Annotated in this window: 14 protein-coding genes; 8 read left to right on the forward strand and 6 right to left on the reverse strand. The window is 71.2% G+C overall.

Annotated features, from left to right (window positions below; translation table 11 throughout):
* Together LG388_RS10270 and LG388_RS10275 are read right to left on the reverse strand one after the other, a co-directional pair.
* Window positions 1–825, reverse strand: coding sequence for an ABC transporter ATP-binding protein (locus LG388_RS10270; RefSeq protein ID WP_225782778.1), 825 nt, complete (start codon window positions 823–825; stop codon window positions 1–3).
* Window positions 826–926: 101 nt separating this feature from the next.
* The gene (locus LG388_RS10275) at window positions 927–2,873 is read right to left on the reverse strand and encodes a long-chain fatty acid--CoA ligase (RefSeq protein WP_225782698.1); all 1,947 of its coding nucleotides are present in this window, start codon (window positions 2,871–2,873) and stop codon (window positions 927–929) included.
* A 98-nt stretch (window positions 2,874–2,971) separates the two neighbouring features.
* Between LG388_RS10275 and LG388_RS10280 the strand changes: the two genes are divergently transcribed.
* From LG388_RS10280 to LG388_RS10290, 3 genes are read left to right on the forward strand one after another with little or no spacing between them, the layout of a single operon-like run.
* Window positions 2,972–3,742 carry a Crp/Fnr family transcriptional regulator gene (locus LG388_RS10280; protein WP_225782699.1) on the forward strand — a complete coding sequence of 257 codons (771 nt, stop codon included), beginning with the start codon at window positions 2,972–2,974 and terminating at the stop codon, window positions 3,740–3,742.
* A gap of 29 nt (window positions 3,743–3,771) precedes the next feature.
* Complete coding sequence (locus LG388_RS10285; protein ID WP_225782700.1) at window positions 3,772–4,935, forward strand: glycosyltransferase; 1,164 nt, start codon at window positions 3,772–3,774, stop codon at window positions 4,933–4,935.
* On the forward strand, window positions 4,932–5,453 hold the full coding sequence (locus LG388_RS10290; protein ID WP_225782701.1) for a hypothetical protein: 522 nt from the start codon (window positions 4,932–4,934) through the stop codon (window positions 5,451–5,453). Before LG388_RS10285 ends, LG388_RS10290 begins: the two co-directional genes overlap by 4 nt.
* Before the next feature lie 75 nt (window positions 5,454–5,528).
* Here LG388_RS10290 and LG388_RS26660 read toward each other — a convergent pair whose 3' ends face one another.
* From LG388_RS26660 to LG388_RS10310, 4 genes are all read right to left on the reverse strand, one after another.
* Window positions 5,529–6,539 (reverse strand): AMP-binding protein, encoded by a 1,011-nt coding sequence (locus LG388_RS26660; protein WP_255632157.1) that lies wholly within the window; start codon window positions 6,537–6,539, stop codon window positions 5,529–5,531.
* Window positions 6,533–7,174 (reverse strand): AMP-binding protein, encoded by a 642-nt coding sequence (locus LG388_RS26665; RefSeq protein ID WP_255632152.1) that lies wholly within the window; start codon window positions 7,172–7,174, stop codon window positions 6,533–6,535. Before LG388_RS26665 ends, LG388_RS26660 begins: the two co-directional genes overlap by 7 nt.
* Before the next feature lie 4 nt (window positions 7,175–7,178).
* A complete protein-coding gene (locus tag LG388_RS10305; RefSeq protein ID WP_225782702.1) occupies window positions 7,179–8,417 on the reverse strand; it encodes a branched-chain amino acid ABC transporter substrate-binding protein in 1,239 nt (412 codons plus the stop codon).
* Window positions 8,418–8,733: 316 nt separating this feature from the next.
* Entirely contained in the window at window positions 8,734–9,852 is a 1,119-nt protein-coding gene (locus LG388_RS10310) for a zinc-binding dehydrogenase (protein ID WP_225782703.1), read from the reverse strand.
* A gap of 194 nt (window positions 9,853–10,046) precedes the next feature.
* On the opposite strand from LG388_RS10310, the gene LG388_RS10315 reads away from it, so the two are divergent.
* From LG388_RS10315 to LG388_RS10335, 5 genes are all read left to right on the forward strand, one after another.
* Window positions 10,047–10,628 carry a TetR/AcrR family transcriptional regulator gene (locus LG388_RS10315; RefSeq protein WP_225782704.1) on the forward strand — a complete coding sequence of 194 codons (582 nt, stop codon included), beginning with the start codon at window positions 10,047–10,049 and terminating at the stop codon, window positions 10,626–10,628.
* Complete coding sequence (locus LG388_RS10320) at window positions 10,625–12,319, forward strand: MFS transporter (protein ID WP_225782705.1); 1,695 nt, start codon at window positions 10,625–10,627, stop codon at window positions 12,317–12,319. The genes LG388_RS10315 and LG388_RS10320 overlap by 4 nt, the downstream gene beginning before the upstream one ends.
* A gap of 56 nt (window positions 12,320–12,375) precedes the next feature.
* Complete coding sequence (locus LG388_RS10325) at window positions 12,376–13,617, forward strand: HlyD family secretion protein (protein ID WP_225782706.1); 1,242 nt, start codon at window positions 12,376–12,378, stop codon at window positions 13,615–13,617.
* Entirely contained in the window at window positions 13,614–15,044 is a 1,431-nt protein-coding gene (locus LG388_RS10330) for an efflux transporter outer membrane subunit (protein ID WP_225782707.1), read from the forward strand. The genes LG388_RS10325 and LG388_RS10330 overlap by 4 nt, the downstream gene beginning before the upstream one ends.
* A gap of 250 nt (window positions 15,045–15,294) precedes the next feature.
* Complete coding sequence (locus tag LG388_RS10335) at window positions 15,295–16,074, forward strand: pseudouridine synthase (protein ID WP_225782708.1); 780 nt, start codon at window positions 15,295–15,297, stop codon at window positions 16,072–16,074.
* The last annotated feature ends 16 nt before the right edge of the window (window positions 16,075–16,090 follow it).

The following is a 16,090-nucleotide window of genomic DNA, read 5'->3' on the forward strand; positions in this document are numbered from 1 at the left end:
TCAATGCTCCGTTCCCAGATAGGCGCGGATCACGTCTTCGTTGCCGCGCACTTCGTCCGGCGTGCCGTCGCCGATCTTCTTGCCATAGTCGAGCACCACCACGCGGTCGGAGATGTCCATGACCACGCCCATGTCGTGCTCGATCAGCACGACCGTGGTGCCGAACTCGTCGTTGACGTCGAGGATGAAGCGGCACATGTCCTGCTTCTCTTCCACGTTCATGCCGGCCATGGGCTCGTCGAGCAGCAGCACCTGCGGCTCCATGGCCAGGGCCCGGCCCAGGTCCACGCGCTTTTGCAGGCCGTAGGGCAGGCGGCCCACGGGTGTCTTGCGGAAGGGCTGGATCTCCAGGAAGTCGATGATGCGTTCGACCTTCTCGCGGTGCGCGATCTCCTCGCGCTCGGCCGGCCCCCAGCGCAGCGCCTGCAGGAAGAGGTTGCTCTTCATGCGCAGGTTGCGGCCGGTCATGATGTTGTCCAGCACGCTCATGCCCTTGAACAGGGCCAGGTTCTGGAAGGTGCGCGCCACACCCATCTCGGCCACCTGGCGCGAGTTCATGTGCTTGAAGGTCTGGCCGCGGAAGGTGATGGCGCCTTCCTGCGGCGCATAGACGCCGTTGATGCAGTTGAGCATGGAGCTCTTGCCGGCGCCGTTGGGGCCGATGATCGCGCGGATCTCGTGCTCGCGCACATCGAAGCTGATGTCGGTCAGCGCCTTGACGCCGCCGAAGCGCAGGCTGATGTTGCGCACTTCCAGGATCACGTCGCCGATCTTGCGGCCCGTGGCGGGCGCTTGCGACGAGGGCGGCAGCTGGATGTCGGTCATGGTGGGGTCGTACATGTCAGTGCCGCCCGGCCGCCCGAAGGCATTGACGCGCCCCCTCGGGGGGCAGCGATACACGAAGTGATGCGCGTGGGGGCGTCATATCACGCGGCCTTGCGCACGGCGGGGAAGGTCTTGGTGTCGAGGATGTTGAGCGTGGCGCTCACGCTGCCGGTGCGCCCGTCCTCGAACTTGACCTGGGTCTCGATGAACTGCTGGCTCCGGCCGCCGTACAGCGCGTCGATCAGCACGGCGTACTTCTCGGCGATGAAGCCGCGGCGGACCTTGTTGGTGCGCGTGAGCTCGTTGTCGTCGGCGTCGAGCTCCTTGTGCAGCACGAGGAAGCGGCTGACCTGGCTGCCGGCCAGCATGGCGTCCTGCGCGAGATCGGCGTTGACCTTCTCCACGCACTCGCGCATGAGTTCGTAGACCTCGGGCTTGCCGGCCAGGTCCGTGTAGCCCGCGTAGGGCAGGTTGCGGCGCTCGGCCCAGTTGCCCACGGCCTCGAAGTCGATGTTGAGCATCACGCAGACCGTGGCGCGGCCATCGCCGTAGGCCACGGCCTCCTTGATGTAGGGGAAGAACTTGAGCTTGTTCTCCACGTACTTGGGCGCGAACATGGCGCCGTCGTTGGCGCCACCCGCCAGGCGGCCCACGTCCTTCACGCGGTCGATGATCTTGAGCTGACCGCTCGCGTCGAGGAAGCCGGCATCGCTGGTGTGGTACCAGCCGTCGGCCGTCAGCACCTCCTCGGTGGCCTTGGGATTCTTGTAGTAGCCCTTGAGCAGGCCGGCCGAGCGCACCAGGATCTCGCCGTTGTCGGCCACCTTGATCTCCACACCCTCGATGGGCACGCCCACGGTGTCGGCGCGCACGGCGTTGTCGGGCTGCAGGCAGACGAACACGGCGGTCTCGGTCGAGCCGTAGAGCTGCTTGAGGTTGATGCCGATCGCGCGGTAGAAGGTGAACAGGTCCGGGCCGATGGCCTCGCCGGCGGTGTAGGCCACGCGCACGCGCGAGAAGCCCAGCGTGTTGCGCAGCGGGCCGTAGACGCACAGGTCGCCGAGCGCGTAGAGCAGGCGGTCCGCGAGCGAGAGCGGCTTGCCGTCCATGCGCGCGGGACCGACGCGGCGCGCCACGTCCATGAAGCGGTGGAACATCGCGCGCTTCATGCGGCCGGCGTCCTCCATGCGGATCATCACGCTGGTCAGCAGGCCTTCGAACACGCGCGGCGGGGCGAAGTAGTAGGTCGGGCCGATCTCCTTCAGATCGATGCTGACCGTGGCGGCGGACTCGGGGCAGTTGACCGTGTAGCCGCAGGCCAGCCACTGCGAGTAGCTGAAGATGTTCTGGCCGATCCAGGCCGGCGGCAGGTAGGCCAGCACGTCCTCGGCGGCCGTGAGCTTGTCGAAGTCGGCGCCGGCCTTGGCGCGGTTGAGCAGGCTGCGGTGGGTGTGAACCACGCCCTTGGGGTTGCCCGTGGTGCCGGAGGTGAAGAACATGGCGCCCACATCGTCGGGACGGCCCTGCGCGACCTGGGCCGCGAAGAAGCCGCTGTCCTGCGCGGCGCGCGCCTTGCCCAGTTCCAGCAGCTCGGTGAGACCGGCCAGGCCCTCCTCGCTGTAGTTGCGCAAGCCGCGCGGGTCGTCATACCAGATGCGCGCCAGCGCCGGGTACTGGGCGCGCACCTCCAGCATCTTGTCGACCTGCTCCTGGTCTTCCACCACGCACATGCGCACCTCGGCGTTGGACAGCGGAAACACGCATTCGGCCGCCACGGCGTCCTGGTACAGCGGCACGGGGATCGCGCCCAGCGCCTGGGCGGCCAGCATGCAGGCGTACAGCCGCGGCCGGTTGGCACCCACCACCGCCAGGTGCTCGCCGCGCTGCAGGCCGGCCGCATGCAGGCCGCAGGCCGCGTGCTCGACCATCTGTGCCAGCTCGCGCCAGCTCAGCGTCTGCCAGATGCCGAACTCCTTCTCGCGCATGGCCGGCGCGTCCGGCCGTTCGGCGGCATGCTTGCGCAGCAGTTGGGGAAAGGTGGTGTCCATCACGTTCCTCGGTGGCTTCCACACGGCAGCCTTGCAGAAGTGGGCGGATCGTAGGCCGCGCTTTGACGCCAGGATGTCGGCTCAACGACAATTTAAGGGTGACCCCTTCCCCGGACTTTCCCCAGGCCCCGCGCCGCGCGGATGCGGGCACCGATTCGCTGCACCAGCGCCGCCGTGCGCCGACGGCGCGCGAGCTCGAGGCCATTCCGTGGCTGCCCGCGCTCACGCCGGCCGAGCGCGCCGGCGTGCTGCCGGAGATCACGGCGGTCAATGCGCGGCCGGGCGACCATGTGTGCCGCGTGGGCCGGCCCGTCACCTACTGGTTCGGCGTGATCGAGGGCCTGCTCAAGATGAGCTCCGACACGGCGCAGGGCCAGACCATGACCTTCGCGGGCCTGCCGTCGGGCGGCTGGTTCGGCGAGGGCACGGCCCTCAAGCGCGAGCCCTACCGCTACAACGTGCAGGCCCTGCGCGCCAGCGTGGTCGCCGGCATCCCGGTGGACAGTTTCCACTGGCTGCTGGACCACTCGATCGGCTTCAACCGCTTCATCATGAGCCAGCTCAACGAGCGCCTGGGCCAGTTCATCGCCGCGCGCGAGATCGACCGCCTGAACAACCCCGACGCGCGCGTGGCGCGCAGCCTGGCCGCCTTGGTCAACCCGGTGCTGTTCCCGCGGGTGGGCGAGGTGCTGCGCATCACGCAGCAGGAACTGGCCTACCTGGTCGGCCTGTCGCGCCAGCGCGTGAACGAGGCGCTGCGCCACCTGCAGGACCAGGGTGTCATCCGCATCGAGTATGGTGGGCTGCGCGTGCTGGACCTGCCGGCGCTGCGCCAGGGCCAGTTCGGCCCGGCGCGCGGCGGCGGCTGATCGGCGCGGCCGCTTTCCCCTCGTTTTGCATGACTGCCTCCGCATCCAAGCTCCTGACCCTCAGCGTGAGCGCCGGCAACGGCCATGTGCGTGCCGCCCAGGCCCTGGTGGCCACCGCCGAGTTGGGCTGGCCCGGCTGCCGCGCCGTGCACATCGATGCCATGGCGCATGTGGCCGCCGGCTTCCGCAAGGTCTACACCGAGGGCTACCTCCACCTGGTCCACCGCGCGCCGGAGCTCTGGTCCTACCTGCACGCCAAGAGCGACAGCACGCCGCACACGGCCACCGCCCAGCGCGTGCGGCGCGGCATCGAGCGGCTGAGCGCCACGGCCCTGCTGCGCGCGCTGCGGCGCGAGAAGCCCGACGCCATCGTCTGCACGCACTTCCTGCCGGCCGAGCTGCTGATGCGCGAGCGCAGCCGCGGCCGCATCGACTGCCCCGTGTGGCTGCAGGTGACCGATTTCGACCTGCACAACATGTGGCTGGTGCCGGGCATGGACGGCTATTTCGCGGCCACAGAGGAGGTGGCTTTCCGCATGCGGGCGCGGGGACTGCCGGCCGAGCGCATCCACGTGACGGGCATTCCCGTGATGCCGGCCTTCGCGCCGCGCGCGCCGCTGTCGCGCGAGGCCTGCCTGCAGGCCCTAGGCCTCGGCGCCGCGCGGCGAACGCTGCTGGTCGCGTCGGGCGGGGCGGGCATCGGCGACCTGCCCGCGCTGGCGGCGCGGCTGCTCGCCCTCGAAGGCCTGGACTTCCAGCTCATCGCGGTGGCCGGGCGCAATGCGCAGGCACTCGCCGGCCTGCAGGCGCTGCAGCAGCGCCATCCCGAGCGGCTGCGCGCACTGGGCTTCACGAACGAGATGGAAAGGCTCATGGCCGCCGCCGACCTGGTCATGACCAAGCCCGGCGGCCTCACCATTGCCGAATGCCTGGCCCTGGGGCGGCCGATGCTGCTGACTTCGCCCATTCCGGGCCAGGAGGAGCACAACGCGGGCTACCTGATGGAAGAGGGCGCGGCCTGGCTGGCCTGGGACGGCATCGGCGTGGAATACAAGGTGGCGCGGCTGATGGCCGATGCGCCGCGGCTGCAGGCCATGGCGGCGCGCAGCCGGGCGCTGGGCCGGCCGCAGGCGGCGCGGGCGGTGCTGACGCATGTGCTGGGCGCGCCGGCATCCGCAGAGGCCGCGATATGAGCGCATGCCACGACCCGCAAGCCGTGGCCCGTCCCTGGCGCCGCATCGTCATCTTCTACGCCTGGGCCATGCTCATGGCCTGTTTCTTCGCCAACGCCGAGATCCAGATCGAAGGCGGTGCGGGCTGGGCCACCTCGCTGCCCACCTGGCGCATCGAGAAGCACTGGCTGCTCGATCTCTTCTGGGGTGGGCGAGCGATGACCGGCTACCACGCCTGGGTCTTCAGCTTCATGATCCTGGTCTTCTTCATGCCGCTGGCCTTCAGCGCGCGCTGGCGCTGGAGCGACGTGGTGTTGTCCGTCGCCGGCGTGGCCGTGTTCTGGGTGACGGAGGACTTCCTCTGGTTCGTCCTCAACCCGGCCTACGGTCTGGCGCGCTTCACGCCCGAGATCGTGACCTGGCACCCGCACTGGCTGGGTGGCGCGCCGGTCGACTACTGGGGCGGCACCGCCCTGGCCATCGCGCTGGCCTGGGCGCATGTGCGGCTGGTGCGGCGCGAGGCGGGCGGGCGATCGTGATGCGTTGAGCGTTTGGCGTCGAGCGTGAACAGCCCTGTGAAGTCGGGGTGTTTCATCCCGCTCAACGCTCAACGCTCAACGCGCCACCTCGGCCTGCAGGTCCTTCTTCGACAGCTTGCCCACCGCCGTCTTCGGCAGCTCGTCGCGCGCTTCCATCGCCTGCAGCATCTCGTGCTTGCCCAGGAAGTCGCCCAGGAAGCGCTTCAGCTCGTCCAGCGTCGGGCGTTGCGCCCCCGCCTTGAACTTGATGAAGGCCTTGGGCGACTGGCCGCGGTAGGCATCGGGAATGCCGATCACGATCACTTCCTCGACCGAGGGGTGCTTGTAGATCGCCTCTTCGATGTTGCGCGGGTAGACGTTGAAGCCGCCGCAGATCAGCATGTCCTTGGTGCGGTCCACGATGTAGACGAAGCCCTCGGGCGTCATGTAGCCCACGTCGCCGGTGCGCAGGTAGCCATCGGCGGTCATGGCCTCGGCCGTGGCGTCGGGCCGCCGCCAGTAGCCCACCATCACGTTGGGGCCGCGGATGCACAGCTCGCCGTGCTCGCCCTCGGGCAGGTCGTGCTGGTCCTTGAGGTCGATCACCTTCACGTCCACGCCCGGCACCGGAATGCCGCAGGAGCCCGGCCGGTAGTGGCTGAAGCCCGGCGACGCGGTGGCCATGGTGCAGGTCTCGGTCATGCCCCAGCCTTCCTGCAGCCGGCACTGCGCCATGCGCACGAAAGCCTGGTAGACCTCGGCCGCGATGGGCGCGCCGCCCGAGTTGCAGAACTTGAGCGAGGACAGGTCCAGCTTCTCGATGTCCGGGTGGCCCGTGAAGGCCACGTACATGGTCGGCACGCCCAGGAAGACGGTGGTCTTACGCTCGACGAACTCGCGCAGCGTGGCGTCCAGGTCGAAGCGCTGGTGCAGCGACAGCTCGGCGCCGATGGACAGGCCGAACAGCATGTTCACCACCAGCGCGTAGATGTGGAACAGCGGCAGCACGGCCAGGAAGCGCTCCTCGCCTTCGGCCAGCGTGCCCGAGGCGACGAGCGTGTGCCACACCTGCGAGACCGCCGCGCTCAGGTTCGCGTGGCTCAGCATCGCGCCCTTGGGCTGGCCCGTGGTGCCGCCGGTGTACTGCAGCACGGCGATGGCCGTGGTGATGTCGGCCGGCACATGCGGCCGGGCCAGCGGGGCCGCGGCCAGCAGCGCGGCGAAGGGCACGCGGGCGCCGGCTGCACGGCGGTGGCGGCGGCGGGCACGGCCGCGAAGTCGTCCGCGCGGCCCACCACCAGCGTCTGCAGCGTGCCGTGCCCCGCGATGGCCTCCATCTTGCCCAGCAGTTCGGGCGCGTCAAAGGTGATCATCAGCCGCGTCTGGCTGTCTTCCACCTTGTGGCGCAGGGTCTGGCCGGCGTCCAGCGGCGAATAGTTCACTACCGTGCCGCCGGCCTGCAGCACGGCGAAGAAGGCCACGATGTACTGCGGCACGTTGGGCAGGTACAGGCCCACGTGCACACCGGGCTGCACGCCCAGCTCGCGCAGGCCGCCGGCCGCGCGCTGCACGTGCTGCGCGAGCGTGGCGTAGTCCAGCACCACGCCGTGCTGCCGCAGCGCGATGCGCTGCGGCCATTGCCGCACGGCGTCGGCCAGCAGGGCGGTGAGTGCCGTCAGCCGGAGCGGCGCGTTCCAGCTGGTGCCTTCGGGGTAGCTTTTGAGCCAGGGGCGGGAGGTCATGGCTTCAGAGTCCCGCCGGGCGCTTCATCTCGCAGGTGTTGGGCACGGCCAGCGCCGAGACCGGGGTCAGCGATTCCGCGACGAAGCCCTGGTTCGTGCCGTCGAAGCCCTTCTTCACGGTCTTGCCGTCCACCTTGTGGTTGGTGTAGACGTACTGCGGCGCCATGAACTGGTGGTCTTCCTTGCGCACGCTCACGTCGCCGAGGATGGACTTGTACGAGATGCCTTCCAGCGCCGACGCGATCGCCTTCGGATCGGTGGACTTGGCCTTGCGCACGCCCTGGGCCAGCAATTCGGTGGCGGTGGACAGGCGCACCAGGTAGAAGGCTTCCTTGTACTTGGCCTCGAAGGCGCTTTCCAGCTTGGCGGCCGTGGCGTTGTCGGCGCCCGGGAACCATTCGCCGATCATGTTCAGCTTGACCGTGGGCGCGGCGTCCAGCGCGATCATGGTCGACTTATTGGCGCTGCTGTGCGTGAGGATGCGCAGCTTGTAGCCCGATTCGCCGGCGGCCTTGATCATCAGGGCCATGTCGTTGCCCCAGTTGCCCGACACGACGGTGTCGGCGCCCGCGGCGCGCATCTTGGCGATGTAGGGCGCGAAGTCCTTCACCGTGCCGGTGGGGAAGAAATCCTCGCCCACGAACTGGAGGTCCGAGCGCGCCTCGCCCAGCAGGTTCTTGCCGAAGGCCGTCCACTGGCGGCCGAAGCTGTAGTCGGGGTTGAGGAAGTAGACCTTCTTGATGTCGGGCGTCTTCTTCACGAAGTCCGCGTAGGCCTTCATGCGCATGGTCACCTGCGCGTCGGTCATGAAGTGCCAGAAGGAGCAGCTCTTGCCCACCAGGTCGGGGTCGATGCCGCCGAAGTTGAACACCAGCACCGACTTGTCGGGGTTGCGCTCGTTGTTGCGGTTGGCCGCCGTGATCACGGCCGTGGCGGTGGCCGAGCCGCCGCCGACGAAAACCGCCTTCACGCCCGCGCCCACGGCGGCCTGCAGCGCGGCCTGGCTTTCCTGCGTGGACAGCTTGTTGTCGAAGGCCAGCACTTCCAGCTTGATGCCGTCGATGCCGCCGGCCGCATTGATGTTGTCGGCTGCGAAGCGCAGGTGGTTCTCGAAGATCTTGCCGACGTCGGCCATCGGGCCGCTCAGCGGGTCGATGAGCGCGATCTTCAGCGTCTGTTGTTGTTGGGCGTGCGCGCCGAAGGCGCAGGCCAGTGCCAGGGCCACCAGGGTGGGCTTGAACATGAACGGGTCTCCTTGATGCTGTCCGCCTCGAGCGGACCCGCGCAGTGTCGGAACAGGCCGCGCGGCGCCGCAGTCAGTTGGGCGACTGCCGCCGCGCGGCTGCGGTCGCCTGCGTGACTGACAGCGCGCGCGGGCCATGCGCCCAGGGTCAGGGCGCCTGCGTGTCCGCGAAGTGCACCCCTTCGCGGCGGCGCGGGCGCGCACCGCGTCGAAGCGCTGCGTGCGCGGCAGCCCGCCGTTCTCGTAAACCGGTCGGCCGCGCCAAGCGCGGCGCGTCCGGCATGAGCTCGATGCGCCGGCTCGACCCCGCAGCGGCTCACAGCCGGATCAGCGCCTTCTCGCCCGTGGCCATCTTCGCGTAGCCGGCGATGGCCTCCAGGCTCAGCGCCTCGGCCAAGGTCAGCTCCTTCGTGTAGTGGCTCGCGAAGGTGGTGGTCAGCTCGTCGGCCACGCGCTGCTTGAGCTGCTGCACGCGCTCGGGCCCCACTTTCTGCAGGAAGGGGAAGAGCAGCCAGCCGCCCACGCCCCAGCTCATGCCGAAGCCGCGCGCCAGCTCGATGGGGCCGCGGTCCAGGCTGCCGTAGACGTACACCTGCTTGTGCACGTCGCTGCCGTAGCGGCTGTAGGCCTGGCCGGGGCGGCGCAGGATCGCGGCTTCCATCGCCAGCAGCAGCTGACCCGCGAGCTTGCCGCCGCCGATGGCGTCGAAGGCCAGTGTGGCGCCGGTGGCGGCAATGGCTTCCGTCAGCTCGGCCTGGAAGTTCGCCGAGCTGCTGTCGACCACGTGCGCGGCGCCCTGTTCGCGCAGCAGCGCGGCCTGCGCGGGCTGGCGCACGATGTTCACCAGCGGCACGCCGTCCTTCAGGCAGATGCGGTTCAGCATCTGGCCCAGGTTGGACGCGCCCACGGTGTGGACGAGCGCGGTATGGCCTTCGCGGCGCATCGTGTCCACCATGCCCAGCGCGGTGAGCGGGTTGACGAAGCACGAAGCGCCCTGCACGGCCGTGGCGCCCTCGGGCAGCGCCAGGCATTGCGCGGCGGGCACGGCCCGGTATTCGGCATACATGGCGCCGCCCAGCGCGGCGACGCGGCGGCCCAGCAGCGCCTGCGCGGCGGGCGAGGACCCGGCCGCCACGACGGTGCCGGCGCCTTCGTTGCCCACCGGCATCGATTCGCCCACGCGCGCCGCCATGGCCGCCATCACGGCCGGCGAGAGCGGGGCGGTGATCACCGGCCGCTCGGCGCTGCCCGAAGCCTTCGCCTGGCGCATGTCGGCGCCGGCGAACAGCAGGCCGAGGTCCGAGGGGTTGAGCGGCGCCGCTTCCATGCGCAGCACCACTTCGTCGGGCGTGGCGGGCTCGGGCCGCGGCACCTCGACCAGCGAGAGCTCGAGCGTCGCGTCGGGGCGGATCAGGGAGCGAAGTTGCAGGGGCATGGCGTCTCCAGGGCGGGCAGGGTGGGGATGAGGGGCCGCGGCCGGCGTGGCGCGCGGGCGGCGGGAATCATAGGAAGGCCGCGACCGTAGCGCGTCCGCTGCGCGACAGGCGGGCGCGCCGGCCGCATCCACGCGCCGGGCAGGGTCTTGGCCGTGACCGGACAAAAATGTCCACTTATGGGAGAATCACGGCCATGGCCGATCTCACACCCGACCGCCCCCTGCGCACCGATGCCCAGCTGCGCCGCACCGCCTTGCTCGACGCGGCGGCGGCCGTGTTCTCGGAGCACGGCGTCAATGCGCCGCTCGAACTGGTGATCGAGCGCGCGGGTGTGGGGCGCGCCACGCTGTACCGCAACTTTCCGGACCGCGGCGCGCTCATGCAGGCGCTGATGGGGCGCAACCTCGACCGCATCGAGCAAGAGGCGCAGCGCCTGGCCGGCCACGAGGAGGGCCTGTTCGAGCTGCTGGTCTACATGGCGCAGCGCATCGCCGATTCGGCGCCCATCACCGACTACTGGCGCGCCATCGACCGGGAGCATCCGCTGGTGCGCGAAGCCCAGGCGCGGCTGGGCCGCATGGTGCGGCCGCTGATCGAGCGCGCCGTGCACGCCGGGCGCTGCCGGGCCGATTTCGCCGAATCCGATTTCGTGCTGGCCGTGGGCATGGTGGGCGCGCTGCTGCGCGGCCATACGCTACAGCAGCGCCGGCGCATGGGCCGTCGCGCGCTGGAGCTGCTGCTGGACGGCCTTCGCGTGCGGGAGCCGGCGCCATGAGCACCGCCGCCGCCACGCCGCGCGTGCTCGCGCCGCTGCCCGACTGGGAGCCGCACGAGAAGCCCTTCCTGCCGGGCTCGCCGGCCGCGATCTCGCATGCCTGGCCCACGCGCATCGCCTATGCCTTCGTGGCGGTGCTGGTCGGCCTCACCGGGGGGCTGGGCTCGGCGCTGATCACGGCCAACCTGCCGGTCATCCAGGGCCAGCTCGGGCTCACGCCCGCCGAAGGCGCCTGGCTGCCGGCGGCCTACGTGATGGTCAACGTCACGGCCAACCTGCTGGTGTTCAAGTTCCGCCAGCAGTTCGGCATGCGGCTGTTCGCCGAACTGGCCCTGGGCCTGTACGCCGTGCTGGCGCTGGCGCACCTGGTGATCGACGGCTATGCCATGGCGCTGCTGGTACGCGGGGCCAGCGGCTTCGTGGGCGCGGCCGCCAGCACGCTGGCCATGCTCTACATGCTGCAGGCCCTGCCGCGCAGCCGCGTGGGCTCCGCTTTCGTGGTCGGCATGGGGCTCACGCAGCTGGCCACGCCGCTGGCCTGGGTGATCTCGCCCGCGCTCATGGACCAGGCCGACTGGCGCGTGCTCTATGCCTTCGAAGGCGGGCTGGCGCTGTGCGCCTTCGCGGGCGTGGTGTCGCTCAAGCTGCCGGTGGGCATCCGCATCCACGTGCTGGAGAAGGCCGACTTCCTCACCTTCGCGCTCGTGGCGCCGGGTGTGGCGCTGCTGGGCGCCGTGCTGGCGCAGGGCCTCAACGGCTGGTGGCTGGACACGGCCTGGCTGGCCTGGGCGCTGGCCGGTGCCATCGTGCTGCTCACGCTGGCCGCGATGCATGAGTACCGGCGCGCGCGGCCGCTGATCCAGCTGCGCTGGCTGCTCAACACGCAGACGCTGGCCTTCGTGTTCGGGGCGCTCATGATGCGCTTCCTGCTGGCCGAACAGAGCTACGGCGCCGTCGGCCTGCTGCGCACGCTGGGCATGGGCCCGGATCAGCTGCAGCCGCTGTTCGGCGTGATGCTGCTGGGCATGCTGTGCGGCACGGCGGTGAGCGCGATCACCTTCGGCCCCAAGGCCGTGCCGCTGCAACTGCTGGCCTCGGTGGTGCTGATCGCGCTCGCGGGCTTCATGGACCACCAGTCCACCAGCCTGAGCCGGCCGCACGACTTCTATGCCAGCCAGTTCCTGCTGTCCTTCGCCACGGCCATGTTCCTGGGACCGCTGATGCTCTCGGGCCTCATGCAGGCGCTGCAGCACGGCGCCGACCACATGGTGAGCTTCGTCGTGATCTTCGCCGTCACCCAGGCGCTGGGCGGGCTGGCCGGCCCGTCGCTGCTGGGCACCCTGCAGGCGCAGCGCACCACGGTGCATGCGCAGGCCATCGCCGCCCAGGTGCAGCCCACGCAGGCGCAGGTCGCCCAGCGCCTGGCGCAGCAGCAGCGCATGTACGGCGCCGTGGCGGCCGACCCGGTGCAGCGCGCCGCGCAGGGCACGGCCCAGCTGGGCCAGACCGTGCGGCGCGAGGCGGCGGTGCGGGCCTTCAACGACGTGTTCACGCTGATCGGCGCCCTGGCCATGGCCTATCTGGGCTGGATGCTGTGGCGCGCCGCGCGCATGCGGCGCGCCGCCCGGCGCCAGGCCGCCGGCCCGCCCGCGGCGGCCCCGCCGCCGGCGCCTGCGCCTTCTTCCTCCTGATCCTTCGCGGCCGTGCCGCCGCCGGCGCGTGCCGGCCCTGAACCGAGCTTCCCATCATGACTGAAAGAACCCCGAACCCCGCCCCAGCGGACGCCACCGAGGCGTCCGGCCCGCTGCCCGACGGCGCGAGCGCGCCCGCGCAGGCCGCGTCGCCCAGCCCGGCGCCGGACCCTGCGGCGCGCACCGCCCCGGCTTCGCCGCCCAAGCTCATCAAGGCCTCGCGCCGCACGCTCGGCCTGATGGCCGGCGTGGCGCTGGTGGGCATCGCCCTGGTGCTCTGGGCCTGGCGCCTGGGCCCGTTCGCCACCGCCGTGGTGCACACCGACGACGCCTACGTGCGCGGCCAGGTCACGGTGCTGGCGCCGCAGGTCAGCGGCTACGTGGCCGAGGTGGCGGTGCAGGACTTCGCGCAGGTCAAGGCCGGCGACGTGCTGCTGCGCATCGACGACCGCATCTATGCCGGCAAGGTGCAGCAGGCGCGGGCCCAGCTGGAGGCCGCGCGCGCCCAGCTGGCCAATGCCGAGCAGGCTCAGGCGCAGAACCGTGCCAGCCTGCAGGCGCGGCGGGCGACCCAGGCGGCCGCCAGGGCCGAGGCCGCGCGCGCGGGCACCGACCTCGCGCGCGCCGAGGAGCTGGCGCAGCGCGGCTCCGTGTCGCTGCGCGAGCGCGACCAGGCGCGCGCCACGGCGCAGCTGGCGCAGGCCAACGTGCAGAAGGCCGGCGCCGACATCGCCATCGGCACCGAGCAGATCAAGGCCACGCAGGTCTCGCGCGCCGGGCTGCAGGCGCAGGTGGCGGCGGCCGAGGCGCAGCTGCGCCTGGCCGAGATCGACCTGGCCAACACCGTGGTGCGCGCCCCGCGCGACGGCCAGGTGGGCGAGGCCTCGGCCCGGCCCGGGCAGTACGTGACGGCCGGCTCGCAGCTCTTCTTCCTGGTGCCCGACCAGCTGTGGGTGGTGGCGAACTTCAAGGAAACGCAGATGGCCCATGTGCAGCCGGGGCAGCCCGCGCGCTTTGCCGTGGACGCCCTGGAAGGCGCGGTGCTCACCGGCCACGTGGAGCGCATCGCGCCGGCCACGGGTTCGGAGTTCAGCGTGCTGCGCGCCGACAACGCGAGCGGCAACTTCACGAAGGTGGTGCAGCGCGTGCCGGTGCGCATCGCCATCGATCCGGGCCAGCCCGCCGCGGCGCGCCTGCGTCCGGGCATGTCGGTGTTGGCGCATGTGGACACGGCCGCCGATCGCGCGCCGGCCGCGCATGCGGCGCTGGACATGGGCGATGCCGGGAGGCTGCCATGACCGGCCGTCCGCGCCGGTCCGTGGACGGGCTGCGCCGCGCCATGCCGGCAGTGCTGGCCGCCGCACTGCTCGCCGGCTGCATGCCCGCCCACCGCGCCGCGCCGGCCGAGGCGGCGGTGCGCGCGCCCAGCCAGTGGCTCGCGCAGCCCCGGGACGCGGTGCGCGACGACCCGCTGCAGGCGCAATGGTGGCAGCGCTTCGGCGATCCCGCGCTGTCGCGGACGGTCGAGGCTGCGCTCGCGCACAACAGCCAGATCGGCGCCGCAGCCGCCCGCGTGGAAGCGGCCCGCGCACAGCTGGCGCTGGCCGATGCGGCGCGCGCCCCTGCGCTGTCGGCCGTGCTGGGCGGCAAGGGCGAACACACGCTCACGGCGGGCGGCATCACCACTTCGCGCGTGGCGCAGCCGCAGTTGCAGCTGAGCTGGGAACTGGACCTGTGGGGCCGGCTGCGCGCCCAGGCGCAGGCCGCGCAGGCGCAGTTCGCGGCCACGCAGGCCGAGCGCGACGGCGTGGCGCTGTCCGTCGCGGCGCAGACCACGCAGGCCTACATCGGCCTGCTGGCGCTCGATGCGCAGCTGGTGCAGACCCGCGCCACGGCCGCCTCGCGCGCCGAGGCGCTGCGCCTGGCGCAGGACAAGGCGCGCCTGGGCTACGGCTCGCAGGCGCAGCTGGCGCAGGCCGAGGCCGAATACGAAACCGTGCAGCAGGCCATCCCGCAGCTGAAGCTGGCCGTCGCGCGCCAGCACAATGCCCTGAGCCTGCTGGCCGGCGAACTGCCCAGCCTGCCCGCGCTCGACGCCGTCGAACAGGGGGCCGCCCGCTTCGCCGCGCTGCAGCTGCCGGCGGTGCCGGCCACGCTGCCGTCGGAACTGCTGCGCCGGCGGCCCGACCTGGCGCAGGCCGAGCAACTGCTGGCCGCGAGCGACGCCACGCTGGCCGCGCGCCGCGCCGCCTTCCTGCCGCAGGTCTCGCTGTCGGCCGGCTTGGGTGAGCTGTACGCGAACGCGCTGGGCTACAACCCCATCCAGGTCTGGAGCCTGGGCGGCAGCGTGCTGGCGCCGCTCTTCGACGGCGGCCGGCTCGACGCCCAGTACGGGGCGGCCTCGGCGCAGCGCGACCAAGCCGCCTATGCCTACCGTGGGGCCGCGCTGGCCGCCTTCGGCGAGGTGGAGAACGCCCTGGTCGGGGTGCAGCACCTCGCGGCGCAGATGGAGCACGCGGCGCAGCGCCGCGCCATCCTCGCGCGCTCGGTCGGCTATGCGCGCGACCGCTACGAGGCCGGCTATGCGCCCTACCTGGAGCAGCTGGATGCGCAGCGCAGCCTCTACCAGACCGAGATCGAGCTGATCCGCCTGCGCGAAACGCAGCTGGACAACCTGCTGGCGCTCTACAAGGCGCTGGGGGGCGGCTGGACGCCGGCGGCCTGAGAGCTGTTCAGTGTCTCCAAGGCGGCTGCCCGAAGGGTTGGGGCGAAATCGGGCCCGCTCAGCGCCGCGTCGCTTGCGTGGGCACCCGCCCATGCGGCGCGCCGCAACGCAGATCGCCTCCCGATTGCGCCCCAACGCGACCCCCTGGAGACACTGAACAGGCTCTGAGCCGGCCCGTTTTCCACCGCGCGCTCCACGGCGGCTGCACGACAATTACAGCCCCGTCGTCCTTGCCGCCATCGTCCGTCCCATGTCCACGCCCGCCGAGCCCGTCCGCCTGAACAAACGCATGGCCGAGCTGGGCCTGTGCTCGCGCCGCGAGGCCGATTTCTGGATCGAGCAGGGCTGGGTCAAGGTCAACGGCCAGGTAGCGGCGATGGGCGTGAAGGTCACGCCGGCCGACCGCGTGGAAGTGGACAAGCAGGCGCAGGGCCACCAGGCGCAGCAGGTCACCATCCTGCTGCACAAGCCCGTCGGCTACGTGAGCGGCCAGGCCGAGGACGGCCACGAGCCGGCGGTGGCGCTGATCCACCCGCGCAGCCACTGGCGCGAAGACCCGAGCCCGCAGCGCTTTTCGCCGCCGCAGCTTCGCGGCCTGGCGCCGGCGGGCCGGCTGGACATCGATTCCGTGGGCCTGCTGGTGCTCACGCAGGACGGGCGCGTGGCGCGCCAGCTGATCGGCGAGGACTCGGGCATCGAGAAGGAATACCTGGTGCGCGTGAGCTGCATCCACCAGGGCACCGAGCGCACGACCGATGTGCAGGCCGTGTTTCCGCGCGAGCAGCTGGCGCGGCTGCGCCATGGCCTGTCGCTGGACGGCCAGCGCCTGAAGCCGGCGCGGGTGGACTGGCAGAACCCCGAGCAGCTGCGCTTCGTGCTGACCGAGGGCAAGAAGCGGCAGATCCGTCGCATGTGCGAGCAGGTGGGCCTGAAAGTGGTGGGCCTCAAGCGCATCCGCATCGGGCGCGTGATGCTGGGAAACTTGCCACAGGGGCAGTGGCGCTACCTGGGCGCGCACGAGCGCTTCTGAACCGCGCCCCTGCCTC

It is taken from the genome of Xenophilus sp. Marseille-Q4582, assembly GCF_916700565.1.
In the GTDB taxonomy this organism is placed as follows: domain Bacteria; phylum Pseudomonadota; class Gammaproteobacteria; order Burkholderiales; family Burkholderiaceae_C; genus Xenophilus.